The sequence below is a fragment of the Pseudomonas sp. GL-B-12 genome, from assembly GCF_019955895.1.
Lineage (GTDB): Bacteria > Pseudomonadota > Gammaproteobacteria > Pseudomonadales > Pseudomonadaceae > Aquipseudomonas.
Genome location: NZ_JAHBCX010000039.1, coordinates 1 through 19,503, shown reverse-complemented (window position 1 = coordinate 19,503; position 19,503 = coordinate 1). Strand labels below are relative to the sequence as shown.

The 19,503-nt window shown below is 59.5% G+C and carries 18 protein-coding genes and 1 pseudogene; 11 read left to right on the top strand and 8 right to left on the bottom strand.

What is annotated here, in order from left to right; genetic code table 11:
* Window positions 1–42 precede the first annotated feature (42 nt).
* Window positions 43–753, bottom strand: coding sequence for a FadR/GntR family transcriptional regulator (locus tag KGA85_RS21125; protein ID WP_223457215.1), 711 nt, complete (start codon window positions 751–753; stop codon window positions 43–45).
* 280 nt (window positions 754–1,033) lie between these two features.
* On the opposite strand from KGA85_RS21125, the gene KGA85_RS21120 reads away from it, so the two are divergent.
* From KGA85_RS21120 to ampC, 3 genes are all read left to right on the top strand, one after another.
* On the top strand, window positions 1,034–2,380 hold the full coding sequence (locus KGA85_RS21120) for an MFS transporter (protein ID WP_223457216.1): 1,347 nt from the start codon (window positions 1,034–1,036) through the stop codon (window positions 2,378–2,380).
* 24 nt (window positions 2,381–2,404) lie between these two features.
* Window positions 2,405–3,748, top strand: a complete 1,344-nt coding sequence (gene gudD, locus KGA85_RS21115) for a glucarate dehydratase (RefSeq protein ID WP_223537274.1) — start codon at window positions 2,405–2,407, stop codon at window positions 3,746–3,748.
* 144 nt (window positions 3,749–3,892) lie between these two features.
* A complete protein-coding gene (gene ampC, locus KGA85_RS21110) occupies window positions 3,893–5,002 on the top strand; it encodes a class C beta-lactamase (protein ID WP_411741645.1) in 1,110 nt (369 codons plus the stop codon).
* A gap of 50 nt (window positions 5,003–5,052) precedes the next feature.
* Here the strand turns inward: ampC and KGA85_RS21105 are convergent, their stop codons facing one another.
* The gene (locus tag KGA85_RS21105) at window positions 5,053–5,406 is read right to left on the bottom strand and encodes a DUF6124 family protein (RefSeq protein WP_223457222.1); all 354 of its coding nucleotides are present in this window, start codon (window positions 5,404–5,406) and stop codon (window positions 5,053–5,055) included.
* Window positions 5,407–5,927: 521 nt separating this feature from the next.
* Between KGA85_RS21105 and KGA85_RS21100 the strand changes: the two genes are divergently transcribed.
* Together KGA85_RS21100 and KGA85_RS21095 are read left to right on the top strand one after the other, a co-directional pair.
* Entirely contained in the window at window positions 5,928–7,295 is a 1,368-nt protein-coding gene (locus KGA85_RS21100) for an AAA family ATPase (RefSeq protein WP_223533408.1), read from the top strand.
* On the top strand, window positions 7,288–7,923 hold the full coding sequence (locus KGA85_RS21095; RefSeq protein ID WP_223457226.1) for a retron system putative HNH endonuclease: 636 nt from the start codon (window positions 7,288–7,290) through the stop codon (window positions 7,921–7,923). The genes KGA85_RS21100 and KGA85_RS21095 overlap by 8 nt, the downstream gene beginning before the upstream one ends.
* A 76-nt stretch (window positions 7,924–7,999) precedes the next feature.
* On the opposite strand, the gene KGA85_RS21090 is transcribed toward KGA85_RS21095, so the two are convergent.
* Complete coding sequence (locus tag KGA85_RS21090; RefSeq protein WP_223457228.1) at window positions 8,000–8,551, bottom strand: DUF4174 domain-containing protein; 552 nt, start codon at window positions 8,549–8,551, stop codon at window positions 8,000–8,002.
* 180 nt (window positions 8,552–8,731) lie between these two features.
* On the opposite strand from KGA85_RS21090, the gene KGA85_RS21085 reads away from it, so the two are divergent.
* Window positions 8,732–9,100, top strand: a complete 369-nt coding sequence (locus KGA85_RS21085) for a VOC family protein (RefSeq protein ID WP_223457230.1) — start codon at window positions 8,732–8,734, stop codon at window positions 9,098–9,100.
* Window positions 9,101–9,120: 20 nt separating this feature from the next.
* Here KGA85_RS21085 and KGA85_RS21080 read toward each other — a convergent pair whose 3' ends face one another.
* Window positions 9,121–9,906, bottom strand: coding sequence for a sulfite exporter TauE/SafE family protein (locus tag KGA85_RS21080; protein ID WP_223457232.1), 786 nt, complete (start codon window positions 9,904–9,906; stop codon window positions 9,121–9,123).
* Window positions 9,907–10,092: 186 nt separating this feature from the next.
* Window positions 10,093–10,842 (bottom strand): hypothetical protein, encoded by a 750-nt coding sequence (locus tag KGA85_RS21075; protein WP_223457234.1) that lies wholly within the window; start codon window positions 10,840–10,842, stop codon window positions 10,093–10,095.
* 219 nt (window positions 10,843–11,061) lie between these two features.
* Here KGA85_RS21075 and KGA85_RS21070 point away from each other — a divergent pair, with 219 nt between their 5' ends.
* Both KGA85_RS21070 and KGA85_RS21065 read left to right on the top strand, forming a co-directional pair.
* Entirely contained in the window at window positions 11,062–11,883 is an 822-nt protein-coding gene (locus KGA85_RS21070; protein WP_223457236.1) for an aldo/keto reductase, read from the top strand.
* Window positions 11,884–11,912: 29 nt separating this feature from the next.
* Complete coding sequence (locus KGA85_RS21065) at window positions 11,913–12,383, top strand: DUF1810 domain-containing protein (RefSeq protein WP_223457238.1); 471 nt, start codon at window positions 11,913–11,915, stop codon at window positions 12,381–12,383.
* On the opposite strand, the gene KGA85_RS21060 is transcribed toward KGA85_RS21065, so the two are convergent.
* Window positions 12,348–14,708, bottom strand: coding sequence for a DNA polymerase II (locus tag KGA85_RS21060; RefSeq protein WP_223457240.1), 2,361 nt, complete (start codon window positions 14,706–14,708; stop codon window positions 12,348–12,350). The two genes, KGA85_RS21065 and KGA85_RS21060, sit on opposite strands and share 36 nt — an antisense overlap.
* 240 nt (window positions 14,709–14,948) lie before the next feature.
* On the opposite strand from KGA85_RS21060, the gene KGA85_RS21055 reads away from it, so the two are divergent.
* Entirely contained in the window at window positions 14,949–15,389 is a 441-nt protein-coding gene (locus KGA85_RS21055; RefSeq protein WP_007987990.1) for a CBS domain-containing protein, read from the top strand.
* A 64-nt stretch (window positions 15,390–15,453) separates the two neighbouring features.
* Here KGA85_RS21055 and KGA85_RS21050 read toward each other — a convergent pair whose 3' ends face one another.
* Complete coding sequence (locus tag KGA85_RS21050) at window positions 15,454–16,077, bottom strand: glutathione S-transferase family protein (protein ID WP_223457242.1); 624 nt, start codon at window positions 16,075–16,077, stop codon at window positions 15,454–15,456.
* Window positions 16,078–16,339: 262 nt separating this feature from the next.
* Between KGA85_RS21050 and KGA85_RS21045 the strand changes: the two are divergent.
* Window positions 16,340–16,576, top strand: a pseudogene (locus KGA85_RS21045) (phage infection protein); the annotation flags it as partial.
* A gap of 86 nt (window positions 16,577–16,662) precedes the next feature.
* Here the strand turns inward: KGA85_RS21045 and KGA85_RS21040 are convergent.
* On the bottom strand, window positions 16,663–17,754 hold the full coding sequence (locus KGA85_RS21040; protein WP_223457246.1) for a DUF1615 domain-containing protein: 1,092 nt from the start codon (window positions 17,752–17,754) through the stop codon (window positions 16,663–16,665).
* 137 nt (window positions 17,755–17,891) lie between these two features.
* Here KGA85_RS21040 and KGA85_RS21035 point away from each other — a divergent pair, with 137 nt between their 5' ends.
* Window positions 17,892–19,427 (top strand): FAD-dependent oxidoreductase, encoded by a 1,536-nt coding sequence (locus tag KGA85_RS21035; RefSeq protein ID WP_223457248.1) that lies wholly within the window; start codon window positions 17,892–17,894, stop codon window positions 19,425–19,427.
* Window positions 19,428–19,503 lie beyond the last annotated feature (76 nt).

Genomic DNA, 19,503 nt, shown 5'->3' with positions numbered 1-19,503 from the left:
ACGATGACTCTGTGTAACTGAAAAAAAGCCACCAGGTCAGCATCAGCTAGCCGAAAACCGGTCGCGACTGTTGGTCAGGTGCAGCCACATCGCCGCCCGCGCCGCATCCGGGTCCTGGCGTTTGATGGCGTTGAGAATCGCCTCGTGCTCCAGGTTGGCCAACTGACCGAGCTTGCTCAAATCCACCGCGCCACGTTCGGCTGCATTGACCCGGGTGCGCGGGATCATGGCACTGCCCAGGTGCTGCATGATTTCGGTGAAGCATACGTTGCCGGTGGCTTCGGCGATCAGCAGATGAAAACGCCGGTCCGCTTCGACACAGCTGTCGTTGTTGGCCAGCAGGCTTTGATAATCATCCAGCGCTTCACGCATCTGCGCCAGTTGCAGATCGGTGCGGCGAGTTGCCGCCAGCGCCGCCGCCTGGGTTTCCAGGCCCATGCGCAACTCCAGAATGCTGCGCACCCCCAACGCGGTATCGACATTCAGCCGCAGCCCCTGCTCCGGCGCGCGCTCGATCACGAACGTGCCGATACCGTGCCGGGTCTCCACCAACCCCGAGGCCTGCAACTTCGAGATCGCCTCGCGCACCACCGTGCGACTGACCCCGTGCTCCTGAACGATGGTGTTTTCCGACGGCAACTTGTCGCCGGGCAACATCTGGCCGAGCAGGATGCGCTGGGTCAGTTTCTCCACCAGGTCATGGGCCAGGTTGTGGCTGCGCTTGCGGGTGGGTACTTCGAGGTCTTCTTGCATGGGGGTGTCCGGAAATCAGGGCTATCGAATCGTAGCACCGCGCCGAGCGGGAATCCTGAAAAATCTAGCCAAGCTTGTATGACAACACTCAACAAAAAGCCCACATTGATACGATTCAGAGCCCATCAAACACCGCCAATAGAATAAAAAACCTCTTGAAATACGCCATTTCATTGAATAAACATGGTTGCAAGATCAAAAAACCAAGTTGTATGATGTCCAGCAACAACGCAGTACCCAGCTTCACCCCGCATAAAAATAACGAGTGGGAGAAAACGCAGTGAATACATCCATCTCCGGGATGCACGACGACGCCAATTCAGCGCTGAAGTCCGCCATCGCCAAAGTCAAACGTCACGTCTTGCCGCTGTTCGTCATCATGTTCATCGTCAATTACATTGATCGCGTGAACATCGGTTTCGTCCGCACCCACATGGAACACGACCTGGGCATTGGCGCGGCCGCCTATGGCCTGGGTGCCGGTCTGTTCTTCATCGGTTATGCACTGTTCGAGGTGCCCTCCAACATCCTTCTGCAGAAAGTCGGCGCGCGCATCTGGCTGACCCGGATCATGCTGACCTGGGGCCTGGTCGCCGCGGGCATGGCGTTCATCCAGAACGAAACCCACTTCTACATCCTGCGTTTTCTGCTGGGCGTGGCCGAAGCCGGGTTCTTTCCCGGGGTGATCTACTACTTCACCCGCTGGTTGCCCGGCGTGGAGCGTGGCAAGGCGATTGCCATCTTCCTCAGTGGCTCGGCGTTCGCGTCGCTGATCTCAGGCCCCCTGTCCGGTTTGCTCCTGCAAATCGAAGGGCTGGGCCTGCACGGCTGGCAGTGGATGTACTTCATCGAGGGCATGTTTTCGGTGGGGTTGTGCGTGTTCGTCTGGTTCTGGCTGGACTCCAGACCCCACGACGCCAAATGGCTGAGCCGCGAAGAGCAGGACGCGCTGGTCAAGGCCATCGACGACGAACAGCTGGCCCGGGAAGCCGCCACGCCGATCAAGCCGTCGCTGGGCAAATTGCTCAAGGATCGCCAGATCATTCTGTTCTGCCTGATCTACTTCTTTATCCAGCTGACCATCTACGCCGCGACCTTCTGGCTGCCGAGCATCATCAAGAAGATGGGCGACCTGAGCGATGTCCAGGTCGGGCTGTTCAATTCGATTCCGTGGTTGCTGTCGATTGTCGGCATGTACGCCTTCGCCTCCTTGTCGGGCAAATGGAAACACCAGCAAGCCTGGGTCGCCACCGCCCTACTGATCGCCGCGGCCGGGATGTTCATGTCCACCACCGGCGGGCCGGTCTTCGCCTTTGTCGCCATCTGCTTTGCAGCGCTGGGCTTCAAATCGGCCTCATCGCTGTTCTGGCCGATTCCCCAGGCCTACCTGGATGCGCGCATTGCCGCTGGCGTCATCGCGCTGATCAACTCGGTGGGCAACCTCGGCGGTTTCGTTGCGCCGACCACTTTCGGCCTGCTGGAAGAACGCACCGGTTCCATTCAGGGCGGGCTGTACGGCCTGGCCGCGACCTCGATCATCGCCGCTATCATCGTGTTTGCCGCCCGCAACACACCGAAACCCGCACTTGCCGTGACGCTGGGCAAACCCGCTCCCAACCACGCCTGAATTGTGCTTTTTAAGGATTGGAAAATGAACCCACAAGACACCGCAAAAGCCCCGATCATCACCAGCATGCAAGTGGTTCCAGTTGCCGGCCACGATGGCATGCTGCTCAACCTGAGCGGCGCCCACGGCCCGTTTTTCACTCGCAACATCGTGATCCTCAAGGACAACGCCGGCCACACCGGCGTTGGCGAAGTACCGGGGGGCGAGCGCATCCGCCAGACCCTCGAAGACGCACGCAGCCTGGTGGTCGGCAGCCCGATTGGCACCTGGCAGAAGATCCTCAATCAGGTGCGCCAGACCTTCGCCGACCGCGATGCCGGTGGCCGCGGCTTGCAGACCTTCGACCTGCGCATCACCATTCACGCCGTCACCGGCCTGGAGGCCGCATTGCTCGACTTGCTCGGCCAGCACCTGGACGTGCCGGTGGCAGCCCTGCTCGGCGAAGGCCAACAGCGCGATGAAGTGAAGATGCTCGGCTATCTGTTTTATGTCGGTGATCGCAACGAAACCGACCTCGCCTACCGAAGCGAACCGGACGCCGACAACGACTGGTTCCGCGTGCGGCACGAGAAAGCCATGACCGCCGACGCGGTGGTCCGCTTGGCCGAGGCGGCCCACGCTCGTTATGGCTTCAAGGACTTCAAGCTCAAGGGCGGTGTGCTCAGCGGCGACGCCGAAATCGAAGCGGTCACGGCCCTCGCCGAACGCTTCCCCGATGCGCGCATCACCCTCGACCCGAATGGCGCCTGGTCATTGAAAGAAGCGATTCGCTTGTGCCGGGACCAGCATAATGTTCTGGCCTACGCCGAAGACCCGTGCGGGGCGGAGAACGGTTACTCGGGTCGAGAAGTCATGGCCGAATTCCGTCGCGCCACGGGCCTGAAAACCGCGACCAACATGATCGCCACCGACTGGCGGGAGATGGGCCACGCGATCCAGTTGCAGTCGGTCGACATTCCCTTGGCCGACCCGCATTTCTGGACCATGCAAGGCTCGGTGCGGGTGGCGCAGATGTGCCACGAATGGGGTCTGACCTGGGGTTCGCACTCCAACAACCACTTCGACATTTCCCTGGCAATGTTCACCCATGTCGCGGCGGCCGCGCCGGGCGAGATCACCGCCATCGACACCCACTGGATCTGGCAGGACGGCCAACGCCTGACCAAGGCCCCGCTGCAAATCGTCGATGGCTGCGTGCAGGTGCCACAGAAACCGGGGCTAGGGGTGGAGCTGGACATGGATCAGGTCGCCAAAGCTCATGAACTGTACAAAGGCATGGGCCTGGGGGCGCGGGATGACAGCGTGGCGATGCAGTTCCTGATTCCCGGCTGGAAGTTCGATAACAAGCGGCCTTGCCTGGTACGTTGAGTTGACGGTTGCGCGTGGCCGCCTGTTGGCGGCCGATTTTAAAAAAGCGCTCGGAGCATGGCGCTTAAGCCCCTAAAATGACGCGCAACTGAATCAACGACGGATGAAACCAACATGGACAGGCTGAAAACCATCGCCGCTTGCATGGCGATGTTCGCTGCGGGCCAGTGCGTGGCACAGGATCAAATCGAGACAGTGGTGAACGCCGCTGTACAACCGGTGATGCAAGCCGAGGGCATTCACGGCATGGCCGTAGCTGTCACCATCAACGGCCAAGCGCATTACTTCAACTATGGCGTCGCCTCGAAAGAAACCGGCACACCCGTCACGCAAGACACCCTGTTCGAAATCGGCTCCGTCAGCAAGACCTTCACCGCCACCCTCGCCGCTTACGCCCAGGCCACGGGCAAGCTGTTGCTGTCGGACAAGGCCAGCCAGGTCCTGCCGGCCTTGCGCGGCAGTGCGTTCGACCACATCAGCGTGCTGCAACTGGGCACCTACAGCGCTGGCGGTTTACCGCTGCAATTCCCTGCTGAATCGGATTCGGCCGACAAAATGCTCGGCTACTACAAACTATGGAAACCGCTCTACTCCCCCGGCAGCCACCGACTGTATTCGAACCCCAGCCTTGGCCTGTTCGGCTACCTCGCCGCCCAAAGCATGGGCCAGCCGTTTGATGACCTGATGGAGAAAACCCTGCTGCCGAAACTGGGCCTCAAGCACACCTATGTGCATGTGCCGCAGGATCAGATGGCGCTGTACGCCCAGGGCTACAACAAGGACGGCAAACCGGTACGGGTCAGTCCGGGTGCGCTGGATTCCGAGGCATACGGGGTGAAAACCAGCGCCGCGGACTTGCTGGGCTATGTCGGCGCGAACATGAAGCCCGCGTCCCTGGAAAAGCCGTTGCAGCAAGCCATCGCCTTGACCCATAGCGGTTACTACACCGTTGGCGATATGACCCAGGGCCTGGGCTGGGAGATGTATCGCTACCCGGTCACACTGGATCGCTTGCTGGACGGCAACTCCACGCCAATGGCCATGGAGGCGCACAAGGTCCAATGGCTGAACCCGCCGAAAGCGCAGCCGCAGAACGTGCTGATCAACAAGACAGGTTCAACCGGTGGCTTTGGTGCTTACGTGGCATACGTGCCATCGAAGGACATCGGCATTGTGATTCTGGCCAACAAGAATTATCCCAATGCGCAGCGGGTCAAGATTGCTCATCAGATATTGAGTGCCCTGACTCAATAAGCCTTGCCGCCTTTTCCATAGAGAAGGGCGACCTCTAGAGGTCGCCTTTTTTACTTTATCGGCACACCTTCGGGCGAGTCGATATTGTCCAGCGCGCGGTTCACCAACAATTCGCCCACGACTGCCAGTTGCTGAATCGAAAGCGCCACATTGCGGTTGGAGCTTTCCAGGTTACAGGCCAGATCGGTGACCAGCACGTTCAGGGACGCGAGGGTTTCACAGGCGTGGCACAACAGCGTTGGGGTGTCGACGTTTGGGAGGATGGTGAAGATATGGCTGACCGGGTCGGCGTGTTTGGGGTTGCGCAAGCGAGCGCTGACGGCGGGTTCGGTGATGTCGGAGAGTGGGACGTGGAGATCGGAATCGGTTGAAGATTCGGGGGGATCGGGCGTGATCTTTTTCATGTGCGGCGCTCTTTTTGTTTTCAAGGAGCTGCCCATCTCATTTCCACAAATAAGGTGGTAGCTGTACGCAGGTGTGGAAGACCAGGGAAAGAGTACCAAAACCCGGTGCACTCGAAAGTGCCCCGCGCACAGCCACCATAACGCAGCAATGTTGACATAAAAAAATGCCGATATGCGCTCTATGGGCGTTGATCTCTTTCGCTGAAAACGGACTTCCACATCCGGCCGCTGATTTGCAGCGGCTGAAGAAGGTTATCGATACGGCCCAATGAGCACCAGTTCACGGGGTGCGCCACGTCATGCAGGAAATTTCCGACGCAACTGAAGTCCTTTGCCTACGCTCGATTTTCTGAGCATCCAGTTACAAACACCTTTTTGCTCATGACCGTTGTGATGCAGGTGAAACCGTTGTATCTAATGGACCTCCCAAGCCTGCAAACGGCATCGGATCAATCCGTGGCCGGGAATGACATAATGCGCGCTCACCTATTCAAACCGACTGACCCTAAAAGGGCGTTGTAATGGAAATTTTCAGCTTTCAGCTCAAGGATGTCGGTCGCTTCACCGATATGACTATTTACCTGGCCCCCACCCCCAAACACCGCTCAAATGTGACGGTGCTTGTGGGAAACAACGGTGCCGGGAAAACCACCCTTTTAAAATCATTGGCCACCTCATTGAGTTGGCTAGTTGCCAGGATTCGTACTGAGAAAGGTATTGGCCGTTACCTTACAAATGAAGACATTCGAAACGGCGCTGCAGTCGCAATCGTTTTGACTTCCGTATCAGACAGTTCGCCGGCGCAACCATGTTCCCCCGACGATTATTCAAAACATGATCTCTTTAACTGGGCCATTGCTCGTAGCAGGCAAGGGCGAAAGAGTGATGTCCATAGTGAATTAGCGGAAGCCAGCCTCCTTGCAGACCACTATCGCACTCAACTAACCATTGATGAAAAAGCTTCACTCCCTCTGATCGCCTACTACCCGGTAGAGCGCTCGGTTCTGGAAATCCCCCTAAAAATCCGCACCAAACACTCCTTCGATCAACTCGACGGCTACGACAACGCATTGAATCGCGGCGTCGATTTCCGTCGTTTCTTCGAATGGTTCCGTGAACGCGAAGACAGCGAAAACGAAACCGGTGTATCCGATACTGCGTTATCCGAGATTTCCGCAAAGTTCGGCAATGACAGCGACATCTGGAAAACGCTATCCCAAATGAAGGCGTCCTCCCGCGATCGTCAGTTAACAGCGGTTCGCTCTGCCATCGCCGCGTTCATGCCAGGTTTTACCAACCTGAGAGTAAAGCGCAAACCACGCCTGCACATGGCGATAGACAAGGACGGCGTAACGCTCAATGTTTCCCAGCTTTCGCAGGGCGAGAAGTCGATGATGGCGCTGGTCGGCGACATCGCTCGCCGGTTGGCGATGATGAATCAGTCTCTGGACAACCCATTGGAGGGTGACGGCATCGTCCTGATCGACGAGGTCGATTTGCACCTGCACCCTAAATGGCAGCGCAGTTTGATTCGGCAGTTGAGCGAAACCTTCCCCAATTGCCAGTTTGTCCTGACCACTCACTCGCCATTGGTCATCAGCGACGCGAAAGACGTGCTGTGCTACGTGCTCAATGACGGGGAACTGCACGAACAATCTGGTCTGTATGGATTGGATGCCAATCAGGTGTTGCTGGAAGTCATGGACACCGACGTGCGCAACAGCGAAGTGCAACAACGTCTGAATCTTTTGCTCAAGCATTTGCAGGATGGCGATCTGGACGGTGCGAAAAAACTGTATTCCGAGCTCTCGCTAGAGCTTCCAGAGGGACATCTGGAACTGGCGAAGGCGGCACTGTTAATACGCAAGTTGGAGTTGCGCCGTGCGTAAGATCGATAAAGGCATGGAGCCGCCATCGTTGACGCGCTTCAAACACTCAAACAAGACCTCGCGTTATCAGGATTTGCCACCGGATGAGAGACGACTCATTCGAGCATCGTGCATCTCGGAACAGTACGGTTTATGCGCGTATTGCTGCCAGTCGATTACGATTGATGATGCCCATAACGAGCATCTTGAAGCCCAGGACCATGCTCCGAATCGAACCCTGGACTTTTCCAACATCGTCGCCAGTTGTCAGCGCCCTCATCAATGCGGTCATGGTCGAGGAACACGAGTGTTGCCGCTTACACCCTTGATGGCCGAATGCGAGTCCGAATTGAAGTTCTACTTGTCCGGCCTGGTCGCGGGAAAGACCGAGCGGGCCAAGGTAACAATTCAGACATTGAATCTGGGTCATACCGGGCAAAGTAACAAAGGACTTGTTGGCAAACGAAAAGCGATGGTTGATGCACTCATTTATAGCCTGAGCGTACCTCCCGAAGACCTGCAATTTGAAGACGAAGAACTTCTAAGCCTGCTTTTGGAGGATCTGAAGGTTCCCGATGCGGCTCAATGTCTTCAGCCGTTTTCACCCGTGCTGGTCAATGTCATCCATCAATTTCTGGCTCAACCTTGAGCCAGAGTCAGCGCCTCTACAGATACGGGTAACGCTGCTGCGCAGCGAACACAGGCTGTGCTCGCTGCAACAAGAATCAATCATCCGGCATTTCAGGCGGCTTGGCGGGCTTGGCCGGTTTGCCAGGCTTTGTACCTTTGGTGCCTTTGGCCGCTGGCTCGGCTTCAGCTACAGGAGCAGCCACGGTCGCGGTAAACTCTTTCTCGGCCGCTGGCAACTGATCGACAGCGCTGAAAATCTCCTCCAGCTTGAAGGCGTCCGATTGCTCAAGTTTCTTTTCGCCGTCCTTGCCGACCAGAATCACCTTGGTCTTGGCGCCGGCACCCAGTTTGAGCGAGCGGATCAGCGCCGCCGTGTCCTGTGGCCCCAGGTCCTTGCCGTCGCGCTGGCCCATCAGGTTGAGTACGGTGTAGAGCACCATGTTGCGGTCGGTGAAACCCTTGCGGTTGGCCGGCTCATCCAGGGACTTTTTCAGGCTGACCCAGTTGGGATCAACGGTGCTTGGAGCGATGACAATCAGTGGCCGGACCCTGCCTTTGTCCATGTCCAGTGGTGAGTCGCCATCAGCGGCGAACGAGGTGCCGGCAATCGCCAGCAAGGTAGCCAGGGTCAGTGACCTGATGAGCATGCGCATCTCCTTTTGATATCCACGCTCTAATGATTGCGCATCGCGGCGATCGTTCCGGGTGACGTACCGCAAATATTTTTCGCCTTGCCCCAAGCTTAGGTCAGGGCGGTCATTGCGCAACAGGCTGGGCTAATCTGAAGACTCAAGACAACCCGCCTGATCCGTCGTGAGGACTTGCCCATGAGCACTCAGTTGAACCACACCATCGTCTGGTGCCGGGACAAGCAGGTTTCGGCGAATTTCCTGGCCAGCCTCCTTGGCCTGCCCGCCCCGCAGCCCTTCGGGCCCATGCTGATCGTCAAACTGGATAACGGCGTGTCACTGGATTTCTACGACAACGACCCGCCGATAGCGTCTCAGCACTACGCATTTTTTATGGGCGACGAAGATTTCGATGCGGCCTTCGCACGCCTGCAAGCCAACGGTCAGCCGTGGTGGGCCGACCCGGGCAAGCAGCGACTGAGAGAGATCAATGACTACGCGGGAGGACGGCGGGTGTATTTCGATGACCCGGACGGGCATCTGCTGGAAATATTCACCCGCGAATGAAGCTGGCGTGACGGCTTGAATCAGAACGCCAGTTTGTAGCCGATCAACAACAGCATGGTCGCCAGGCAAGGGCGCAGCAGTTCGTCGGAGATGCGCCCGGTCAGGTGGCTGCCCAGGTAAATCCCCGGCAACGAGCCCACCAGCAAGTAACCCAGGACGTGCCAATCCATGTTGCCCATGCTGGCATGGCCAAGGCCCGCGACCAGGGTCAGCGGCACGGCGTGGGCGATTTCAGTCCCCACCAGACGGCGGGTCGGTAGCATTGGATAGAGGATGAACAGTGCCACGGTGCCCAGTGCGCCGGCGCCGATGGACGTCAGCGCGACCATGGTGCCAAGGACCAGCCCGGTGATGACCGTCATCACATTCAGGCGCAATCCGCTGGGGTGGTAGTTGCCGCCCGCACGTTTGTGGGCGAAGTCGAGCAGGCGCTTCTTGAACAGGATCGCCAGTGCTGTGGCAAACAGTACAAAACCGAGGGCCTGCTTGATGATCGCGTTCATGGCCTCGGGGGCGCTGTGCAGGGTACTGAGGAACCACAGCGTCAACGCCACCGCAGGCACGCTGCCCAAGGTCAGCCAGCCGGTAATCGCCCAGTCGATGTTGTTGTTCTTGCGGTGAACCAGTACACCGCTGGATTTGGTGATGGCGGCGTACAGCAGGTCGGTACCGACCGCCGTCGCCGGGTTGATACCGAACCCTAGCAGGATCGGCGTCATGAGCGACCCGCCACCCACGCCAGTCATGCCGACGATGAAGCCGACGACCAGCCCGGCAACCACCAACCCGATGTTCACTAAATCCATGAATACGTCCACAAAGATCGCAAGGGAAATCTGGCCCGCAGCATAGCGATATTTCTTATAACCAGTTATATCGATGCGATCTATCTTTATGCCTGTAGGAGCGAGCTTGCTCGCGAAAGCGTCGGCACATCCGGTATTGATGTGATTGAAAGTCAGTCATCGCGAGCAAGCTCGCTCCTACAGGATTCACTGCACCGGCAGGAAATTCAGGAACAGCAGGCTCTGGGCATAGTTCAGGCCGATGCGCCGGTAGCGTTCGTCGAGCATCTGGGTCAGCAGGTCCAGCCGGGCGACGATTTTGCCGAACTCGACGGCAAAGCTCAGGTTGCTACCCTCCTCCGAGATTTCATTGGAGAACAGCAAGGGCTGGCCCTCTTTGTTCTGTCGCTGGCTGAGCATCCAGGTGGCGATCTCGATGTTGCGCGCGGCATTGCTGACGAAGATAGGGTTGATCGTATCGGTCATGTAGAACTCGAGTCGATTGCCATGGGCGGTCACCAGCATGCTGCCGATGGCATAGATGAACGCCCCGACCCGATCGCCGAGAAATTCCGGGCTCATGGCAAAACGCAGGGCCGCGAGGTCCTTTTTGCCGCCCAGGGTCGGCAGCGGTTGCTGCTGCTCGATGGCCATGCGCACTTGCTTGCCGGCGGTGCGGGCATCGAGGAAACCGGACTTTTTCAGCTCATCGGGGTTACGCAGGTAGAGCTTGCTCATCAACAGGTAAAGACTGTTCAGGTTGTCGCGCATGGTCAGGGTGGCCATGCGGTCGACGCTGGTTTGCAGGAACTCCTGGGGTTTGCCTTCGCGCATCTGGTTGATGATGTCGCCGCCCTGCTGTTGGCTGCAAGCGGTGACGAAGAACATCGACAGACCTGCCAGCAGCAGGCAATGACGGCGGATTTTTGTGCTGATCGCGGGTGAAACTCGAGCCATGGGTTCTTGAACTTGGGCATGGGCCGACGGTGGGGATCGCCGCAGGCTGCCATGGATAGAGCCGGACATTTCGAAAAAGTGCAGTATCGGTACAGAGCAATCGATCACCGGCAGGGTGCAGCTCAAGAGATCACAGCCTGCGGCAACCCCTGCGGGGAAACCGATGGACTATTCTGCTGCCCACCGAAATAACCATCGGCATTCATAAAGGAGGTTTGCATGCGTACGCTTGAACTGGCTGGCGCCAGGGTCCCGATTATCGGCCAGGGGACCTGGCAGATGGGCGAAGACCGCTCACGGCACACGGAGGAAGTCGCGGCACTGCGCCTGGGCATCGAACTGGGCATGAGCCTGATCGACACCGCTGAAATGTACGCCGAAGGCGGCGCCGAAGAGGTGGTCCGCGATGCCATCGCCGGCCAGCGCGACAGCGTCTTTCTGGTCAGCAAGGTGTACCCGCACAACGCCAGTCGCCAGGGCATTCCCCTCGCTTGCGAGCGAAGCCTGCGCAGGCTTGGCACCGATTACATCGATCTGTATCTGCTGCACTGGCGCGGCCAGTATCCCCTGGAAGAAACCGTCGAGGCCTTCGAACGCCTGCGCGAAGCCGGCAAGATCGGCCGTTGGGGCGTATCCAACTTCGACCTCGACGACCTGCTGGAACTGGACGCCCCGGCCTGCGCCACCAATCAGGTGCTCTACAACCTCGAACAACGGGGCATAGAATTTGATTTGCTGCCCTGGAGCCAACAACGGCGGTTGCCGGTCATGGCTTACTGCCCGATTGGCCAAGGCGGTAAAATGCTCGCCAATGCTACGCTCAGGCAAGTGTCCGCCCGTCACGGCGTCGCACCGGCACAGGTAGCGCTGGCATGGATACTGCGTCAGGAAGGAGTGATCGCCATCCCCAAAGCGGTCCAACCCGAGCATGTGCGGCTCAATGCCCAGGCCGCAACATTGCAGCTTGAACCCGGGGATCTGGAGGCGCTGGACCAAGCGTTTCACGCGCCACAACGCAAACAGCGGCTGGCCATGGTCTGAACCACCGCAGTCTGTCAGAGAGCTTCACCATGAGAAGCACCGACCACCTGGACCCGTTCAATCTGCAACGCTTTCTCCAGGCTCAGGCCCCGGTATTCGACCGGGTTCAAAACGAGCTGAGCAACGGACACAAGCGCAGTCACTGGATGTGGTTCATTTTTCCGCAGTTTGCCGGGCTCGGCGGCAGCGAGATGTCGCGCCGCTTTGCCATCCACTCGCGGGAGGAGGCCCTGGCCTATCTTGAGCACCCGTTGCTGGGCGCCCGGTTACGCACCTGCACCCAGGAAGTGCTGAACATCCGGGAGCGTTCGGTGGCCGGAATTTTTGGTCATCCCGACGACCTGAAGTTTCATTCCTCGATGACCCTGTTTGCCCAGATCACCAACGCCGACAGCCTTTTCCAGCAAGCCCTGAACCAATACTTCCACGGCATCCTGGATGACTGGACCTTGTCGCTGATGGACTCAAAACAGGCCCAGTTGCCCCCCAATCAGGGTTGAGAAGTCGTCGTCGACAAACGGCAGTATCGCGTCCGCCACCGGTTGCAGCTGCCGGGAGATGTAGTGGTCGTAATCGATGGGCGTGCTGCGCACTTCCAGCGGTTCAGGGCCCGCGACGGTGATCACGTAGCTGATCCAGCCACCGTTCTGGTACTGCCGCGGGCGCCCCTGCCGGTCGTTGTACTCGTCGGCCAGGCGCGCCGCGCGCACATGGGGCGGCACGTTGCGCTGATAGTCATCGAGGGTGCGGCGCAGGCGTTTGCGGTAGATCAGCCGGTCATCGAATTCACCGGCCAGGGTCTTGCGCACGTAGTCACGCACATAATCCTGGTAGGGCTTGCGCAGGAAGATCCGCGAATACAGCTCCTGCTGGAATTGCCGGGCCAGCAGCGACCAGTCGGTGCGCACGGTTTCCAGGCCCTTGTAGACCATTTCGTCACTGCCGTCGTCCCGAGTGACCAGCCCGGCGTAGCGCTTTTTACTGCCTTCTTCGGCGCCGCGAATGGTCGGCATCAAAAAGCGCTTGTAATGGGTTTCGAACTGCAATTCGAGAACACTCTGCAAGCCGTATTCCTGCTGCACGTGCTCGCGCCACCACTGATTGACGTGCGCCACCAGTGCGTGGCCGATCTGCGCCGCCTCCTGCTGGCCATGGGCGCGACGCAGCCAGACGAAGGTCGAATCGGTGTCGCCGTAGATCACCGCGTGTCCCTGGGCCTCGATCAACTGGCGGGTGCGCAACATGATTTCGTGCCCGCGCAAGGTGATGGACGACGCCAGGCGCGTGTCGAAGAAGCGACAACCGCTGGAGCCGAGCACGCCGTAGAACGCGTTCATGATGATTTTCAGCGCCTGGGACAGCGGTGCGTTGTGTTCGCGCTTGGCGGTTTCCCGGCCTTCGGCCACCCGGGCGACGATGGACGGCAGGCAATGCCGGGTGCGGGAAAAGCGCGCGCCACGAAAACCCGGCACCGACTCACTGTCGTCCGGGTGCTTGAGCCCTTCAATCAGACCCACGGGGTCAATCAGGAAGGTGCGGATGATCGACGGGTAGAGGCTTTTGTAGTCGAGCACCAGAACCGATTCGTACAGTCCTGGTTGCGAATCCATGACAAAACCGCCGGGGCTGGCTTGCGGTGGCTTGCCGCCGAGGTTCGGCGCAACGAAACCCTGTCGGTGCATCAGCGGCATGTACAGGTGCGTGAACGCCGCCACCGAACCGCCCATGCGATCGGCCGGCAAACCGGTGACGCTGGCCCGCTCCAGCAGAAAGGTGAGCAATTCGGTCCTGGCGAAAATCCGCGTGACCAGTTCGCAGTCCTTGAGGTTGTATTTGGCCAGCGCCGGTTTGTCCTCGGCGAACATGCGGTTGATTTCGTCCATGCGCTGGTACGGGTTGTCGATGGACTTGCCCTCGCCGAGCAAGGTTTGCGCGACGTTTTCCAGGCTGAACGAGGGAAAACTCCAGGTCGCCGAACGCAGGGCCTCGATACCGTCGATGATCAAGCGGCCAGCGGCTGAAGCGAAGTAATGGTTGCCGCTGCCGTGTTCACGCCACTGCATTTCCTCGCCGCCACGCCCCAGTTTCAACGGCACCGCCAGGCGTCGGGCGTGTTCGTGAAGCACCCGCAAGTCGAACTGCACGACGTTCCAGCCGATGATCGCGTCGGGGTCGAACCGGGCAAACCAGTCGTTAAGTTTTTTCAGTAGCAGGGTCCGCGAATCGCAGTACTCAAGCTGGAAATCCACCTGGCTGGCGTCGCCATTGGGCGGACCGAGCATGTACACCTGACGCTCGCCGCAGCCTTCCAGGGCAATGGAGTACAACTCGCCTTGGGCGGTGGTCTCGATGTCCAGGGACACCAGCTTGAGGCTCGGCCGGTAGTCCGGATCGGGTTTCATCTGCGCGTCGAGCAGCAGGCCCTCGGCATTCGGCGCGCCACTGAAACGCACCGGTGCGGTGATGAAGCGTTCCATCATGTAGCGTTCCGGTGGGCGTACGTCGGCTTCGAACACCTCGACACCGGCCCGGCGCAGCGCGGCTTCCAGACGCATCAACTGGCCATGTTGCTGGCAGTAAAGCCCGAGGACCGGGCGATGCTCGAAATCCTGCAGGGCCAGGGGCCTGAGCTCGACGTTCTTCTCGTCATGCAAAACGCTTTCGGCGGGCTGACGCTGAGCAGCAGGGATGAACGCCACCGACGGTTGATGAGGCAGGCGGATACGCCGGGGACCGCTGTCGGTCGCCAGCCAGAATTCGACTTCCGTACCGGCCGGGGTGTCGCGCCAATGCCGGGTCAGGACGAAGCCCTGCTGTAGATCCACCACTGCAAACCTCGAAACTGATTCAGAGGGTGATTCTACCCGTCATCAGTCGCGATAGCGCGTTTGCCGCAGGCCTATCAGGCTCGCTCCCACAGGTAAGGTGCTGGCCCGAAATGAGGGGTTTGCCAAAGAAAAACCGCCGAATGACGTTTTTTGCGTGTTATCTGCCGCATTCGCCCTTGCCCTGAACGCTCGCGTCTACGATTCTTCAAGAACAACGACAACACCCGAGTAACCACCATGAAAACCGTCGCCCAACTGCTCAAGCTCAAAGATCAGAAAAATCAGGAAGTGCACCAGATCAAACCCGACCACATGGTGCTCGAAGCGCTGATGAAGATGGCCGAGAAAAACGTCGGCGCCTTGCTGGTGGTGGAAAATGATGAAGTGCTGGGCATCATCAGCGAACGGGACTACGCGCGAAAACTGGTGCTGCACGGCCGCTCTTCGGTAGGCACGCCGGTGCGCGACATCATGGTGTCACCGGTGATTACCGTCGACACCCATCAAACCGTGGAGACCTGCCTGGGCATCATGTCCGATAGACGCCTGCGTCACTTGCCGGTGGTCGAAGGCGGCAAACTGATCGGCCTGCTGTCGATCGGTGACCTGGTCAAGGAAGCGATTGCCGAACAGGCGGAACTGATCAAGCAGCTGGAACAGTACATTCGCGGGGAATAAATCCGGACACCTTGCTTTCCTCCTGTGGGAGCAGGCTCGCTCCCACATTTGGCTTTCAGGGTATTCAGGCCGGCCAATGCCGGGCGAACACCGGTGCCAGTGCCGGGTGGCGGTCGATGCGTTCCAGCCAGGCGAAAAACCCCGGCCGCGCGTTGCGCAAATACTCCCGACTGCCCGCCCATCGCGAGATCACTGCCGCCAGCACATCCAGGCCCCCTGGCTTCTCGCTGCCCAGGTACAACTCGCCCGAGAACTGATCGGCAAACACCTCCCAACTCCAGTGCAGGCGCCGGCGGGCGCCCTCCATGAGGTTCTGCCTGGACGACTCATCCGCCTCGGCCAGCCAGCGTTCGGGGTAATCAATGATGCCGATGGCCGCATAGCAATTGCTGACGATGTACGCCATGCCGCGAATGGCCTGGGCCCGCTCGGCTGGATCCTGCGGCAACAATCCCGATGCGGGAAAGGACAGACCGAGGTGAATCAGGATCGCCGCGCTCTCGGTCAGGACGCCGCCATCGGGTAGCTGCAAGGTCGGGATCTGTTTGAGCGGGTTGAGTTTCTCCAGCGCCTGGGCCGCCTCCGCGGATGCCTCGACATCGATGAAGCGATAAGGAATATCACAGAGTTCAAGGGCAGCTTCGATGGCCGCCGCCCCGGAGTTCTGATAGCCGTAGAGCTGGTACATAAACGTCTCCTTTCACACCGCGATCTCTGCAGTGCCTCATCAATCGTCCCGGCAGAGGAACGCGCCAGCTATCCAGTGTAGAAGCCGCCACCCGTCACACAGCGGCCATCCGACGATCGCACCATCACGCTCACAAGGGGCATGGCGCGTGTCCTATCATTGCCGTCGATGTTCACCATCACGTCAATGAAGTTCTCATAAAAAATCCCCGGCGTAACATCTGCTCCATACCCACCCAATAAGCACCCCGGAGCACACCATCATGAAACGCCAGACCCTCCTCAGCATTGCTTTCTCGGTTTTCGCAGTTAACGCTTTTGCCGCTACCTCTGCTCAACCTGTGGTCGCTGAAGGCGGCTCGGATCGTCTGATTGAAAGCCGTGTGGCCGAGGGTGGTTCGGATCGCCTGCTGGAAAAACGTGTTGCCGAAGGCGGCTCCGACAAGCTCCTGCAAAACCGCGTCGCTGAAGGCGGCTCGGACCGTCTGATCGAAAGCCGCGCCGTCTGAATGCAGTGCTTTACCGCAGGACTCAATGAAAACCCGGCCTCACCCGCCGGGTTTTTTATGCTTTTTTTGCGCCGCGATTACTTCCCGGCCCGCACCATGCAGCGCTGGTAACGCTCATCGACCCGCTTGGCGAACCACGCGGTAGTGAGTTTGCGGGTGATTTTCGGGCTTTGCAGCACGATCCCCGGCAACACTTCACGGGGTAACGGCCGGCCCTCCGCCCGTTCGGCCAGTTCGAAAACCCGCCGATAGAGTTTGCTGTCTTCGAACGCCAGGGTTTTCCCCTCCTCCAGCTGCTCACGGATCGTCGGATTGCGCATGTCCAGTTGCTTGCCGAGGGTGCGCACGGCCAGTTCCGTGGTACCGGGCATGATCGAACCGTAGTTCACCAGATCGCCATCCAGCGCCAACGGGATGCCGGAAGCCCGGCTCACTGCGTTCTGAAACGCGGCGTTACGGCTGGCGTACCAACCCGCGTTGAAATCCGCAAAACGATACAGCGGCTGCGGGTAGCTCACCGGGTACCCAAGCAGATGCGCGATGCCGAAATACATGCCGCCGCGCCGGGTAAACACTTCATGGCGAATCGAGCCCTGCACCGGGTACGGATAGCCCTTGGCCTGCTGTTCGGCAAAATCAATACCGACCTGCATCGGCCCGCCGGTATGCACCGGATTGAAGCCGCCGAACAGTTTTTTTCCCATCGGTACCATGTCGATGAAGTCGTCGAAAATGGCGCTCAGTTCCTTTTCACTGCGCGCGGCATTCAGGCGGTTGCTGTAGCTTTTGCCGTTGGGCGAATCGAGCATTAACGCACCGCTCACCAACAGGCCGGGAATGTGTGCCTTGGCGGCGCGACGGTCGATCTCGTCGCGGGCGATCTTGCCCAGGCCCGGTACTCCCGGATCGACCTGAAAGGTCGACTCCTGTTCAGTCACCGCCAGTACCGAGCACAGGTTTTGCGTGGTCGGTGAGATGTCTTGCGCGGTAAACGCCACCTGGATATCCGTGGCCCACCCCTGGGGGTCAGCAGCCTTGGCCGGCAGCAAACGTACAATCTCGGCCTTCACTTCGGCCGGGCTGCGCGCCGCCGGTTCCTGGGTCCGTTGGCTGCCGCAACCGGCCAATACCAGCAACACGGCGACGCTTGTGATCAATCTGATTTGCATGTCGTTCCATCTAATCCGTTTGTCCGGGCCAACCATACGACCAATGGCAGGTCAGCGGCTACGTCCGTGGCAGTCCGACGGTTGCCGCCCTCCCCGACTGGACCATACTTGATTCACACAGCGAGGAGGACAGGCTCATGCACCGCAGCGATGTGTTGATCATCGGCGCCGGCCCGACCGGGCTGGTCCTGGCGTTGTGGCTGAGCAAACTGGGGGTTCGCGTGCGGATCGTCGACAAAACCTCGGCCCCCGGCACCACCTCCCGGGCGCTGGCCGTCCAGGCACGGACGCTGGAGTTGTATCGCCAACTCGGGCTGGACGACGCCGTGGTGCAACACGGCCATCAAGTAAAGGCCGGCAACTTCTGGGTCAAGGGTGAGCCCGTGGCGCGCCTGCCCCTGTCTCAGATCGGTGAAGGCCTGACCCCCTACTCGTTTCTCGAGATCTTCCCCCAGGACGAACACGAACGGCTTCTGATCGAGCGCCTGGAAGCCTTCGGTATCACGGTGGAACGCAACACCGAACTGGCAGGTTTCGAGCAAACCGCAGACGGCATCACGGCCACGCTGGACCTGCCCGACGGCCAGCAGGAAACCTGCCAGGCCTGTTACCTGGCCGGGTGCGACGGTGCCCGGTCGATTGTGCGCAAGACCCTGGATACCGGGTTTCCCGGCGGCACTTACCAACAGATTTTCTACGTCGCCGACGTGCAGGCCAGCGGCCCGACATTCAACGGCGAACTGCATGTGGATCTCGACGAGGCGGACTTCCTCGCCGTGTTCCCACTGGGAGACAGTGGTCGTGCCCGTCTGATCGGCACGGTGCGCGACGAGCGCGCCGAACACGCCGAGACCCTGCGTTTCGAGGACGTCAGCAGCCGGGCCATCGAGCACATGAAGGTGAAGATCGAGCAACTGAACTGGTTTTCGACCTACCGCGTGCATCATCGGGTGGCGGATCACTTCCGTAACGGCCGGGCGTTTTTGCTGGGCGATGCTGCCCATGTGCACAGCCCGGCGGGCGGTCAGGGCATGAACACCGGTATTGGCGATGCCATCAACCTGGCCTGGAAACTTGCGGCCGTGCTGAGCGGCGGCGCAGAGGCCAGGCTGCTCGACACCTATGAAACCGAGCGCATCGCGTTTGCCCGCAAACTGGTGGCCACCACCGACCGGGTATTTAACTTCGTCACCGCCGAAGGGCGGATGGCCGATTTGCTGCGTACACGCCTGGCACCCTTCTTGATACCGAAAATAACCTCGTTCGAAACCTCCCGCGATTTCATGTTTCGCACGGTGTCGCAGATCACCCTGAATTATCGGGGCATGCCGCTGAGCACGGGCGTTGCCGGGCACGTGCATGGCGGCGACCGCCTGCCCTGGGCCCATGACGGTGAGGGGGATAATTTCGAGTCGCTCAAGTGCCTGACCTGGCAGGTGCATGTCTATGGTGACACCAGCGACGAGATGATCGCCTGGTGCAATGAGCACCATCTACCGCTGCATGTGTTCGACTGGCGGCCGGCGTTCGAAGCCGCGGGCCTGGGGCGCAACGGCTTTTATCTGCTGCGGCCCGATACCTATGTGGCGATTGCCGAGACGTGTGCGGACCCGAAAGTGATCGAACGGTATTTCCGTGATCACGGGATCCGGCCGTTTTTTGGCGGGACCTGATGCAACACAGATCAAAATGTGGGAGCGGGCTTGCTCGCGAAAGCGGAGTGTCAGTCAATGCATCTATCACTGACAC

Coding starts and splice junctions, on each gene's coding strand:
- KGA85_RS21125 (WP_223457215.1), bottom strand. CDS start 753: ATGCAAGAAGACCTCGAAGTACCCACCCGCAAGCGCAGCCACAACCTG.
- gudD (WP_223537274.1), top strand. CDS start 2,405: ATGAACCCACAAGACACCGCAAAAGCCCCGATCATCACCAGCATGCAA.
- ampC (WP_411741645.1), top strand. CDS start 3,893: ATGGCGATGTTCGCTGCGGGCCAGTGCGTGGCACAGGATCAAATCGAG.
- KGA85_RS21105 (WP_223457222.1), bottom strand. CDS start 5,406: ATGAAAAAGATCACGCCCGATCCCCCCGAATCTTCAACCGATTCCGAT.
- KGA85_RS21100 (WP_223533408.1), top strand. CDS start 5,928: ATGGAAATTTTCAGCTTTCAGCTCAAGGATGTCGGTCGCTTCACCGAT.
- KGA85_RS21090 (WP_223457228.1), bottom strand. CDS start 8,551: ATGCTCATCAGGTCACTGACCCTGGCTACCTTGCTGGCGATTGCCGGC.
- KGA85_RS21085 (WP_223457230.1), top strand. CDS start 8,732: ATGAGCACTCAGTTGAACCACACCATCGTCTGGTGCCGGGACAAGCAG.
- KGA85_RS21080 (WP_223457232.1), bottom strand. CDS start 9,906: ATGGATTTAGTGAACATCGGGTTGGTGGTTGCCGGGCTGGTCGTCGGC.
- KGA85_RS21075 (WP_223457234.1), bottom strand. CDS start 10,842: ATGGCTCGAGTTTCACCCGCGATCAGCACAAAAATCCGCCGTCATTGC.
- KGA85_RS21070 (WP_223457236.1), top strand. CDS start 11,062: ATGCGTACGCTTGAACTGGCTGGCGCCAGGGTCCCGATTATCGGCCAG.
- KGA85_RS21065 (WP_223457238.1), top strand. CDS start 11,913: ATGAGAAGCACCGACCACCTGGACCCGTTCAATCTGCAACGCTTTCTC.
- KGA85_RS21055 (WP_007987990.1), top strand. CDS start 14,949: ATGAAAACCGTCGCCCAACTGCTCAAGCTCAAAGATCAGAAAAATCAG.
- KGA85_RS21050 (WP_223457242.1), bottom strand. CDS start 16,077: ATGTACCAGCTCTACGGCTATCAGAACTCCGGGGCGGCGGCCATCGAA.
- KGA85_RS21040 (WP_223457246.1), bottom strand. CDS start 17,754: ATGCAAATCAGATTGATCACAAGCGTCGCCGTGTTGCTGGTATTGGCC.
- KGA85_RS21035 (WP_223457248.1), top strand. CDS start 17,892: ATGCACCGCAGCGATGTGTTGATCATCGGCGCCGGCCCGACCGGGCTG.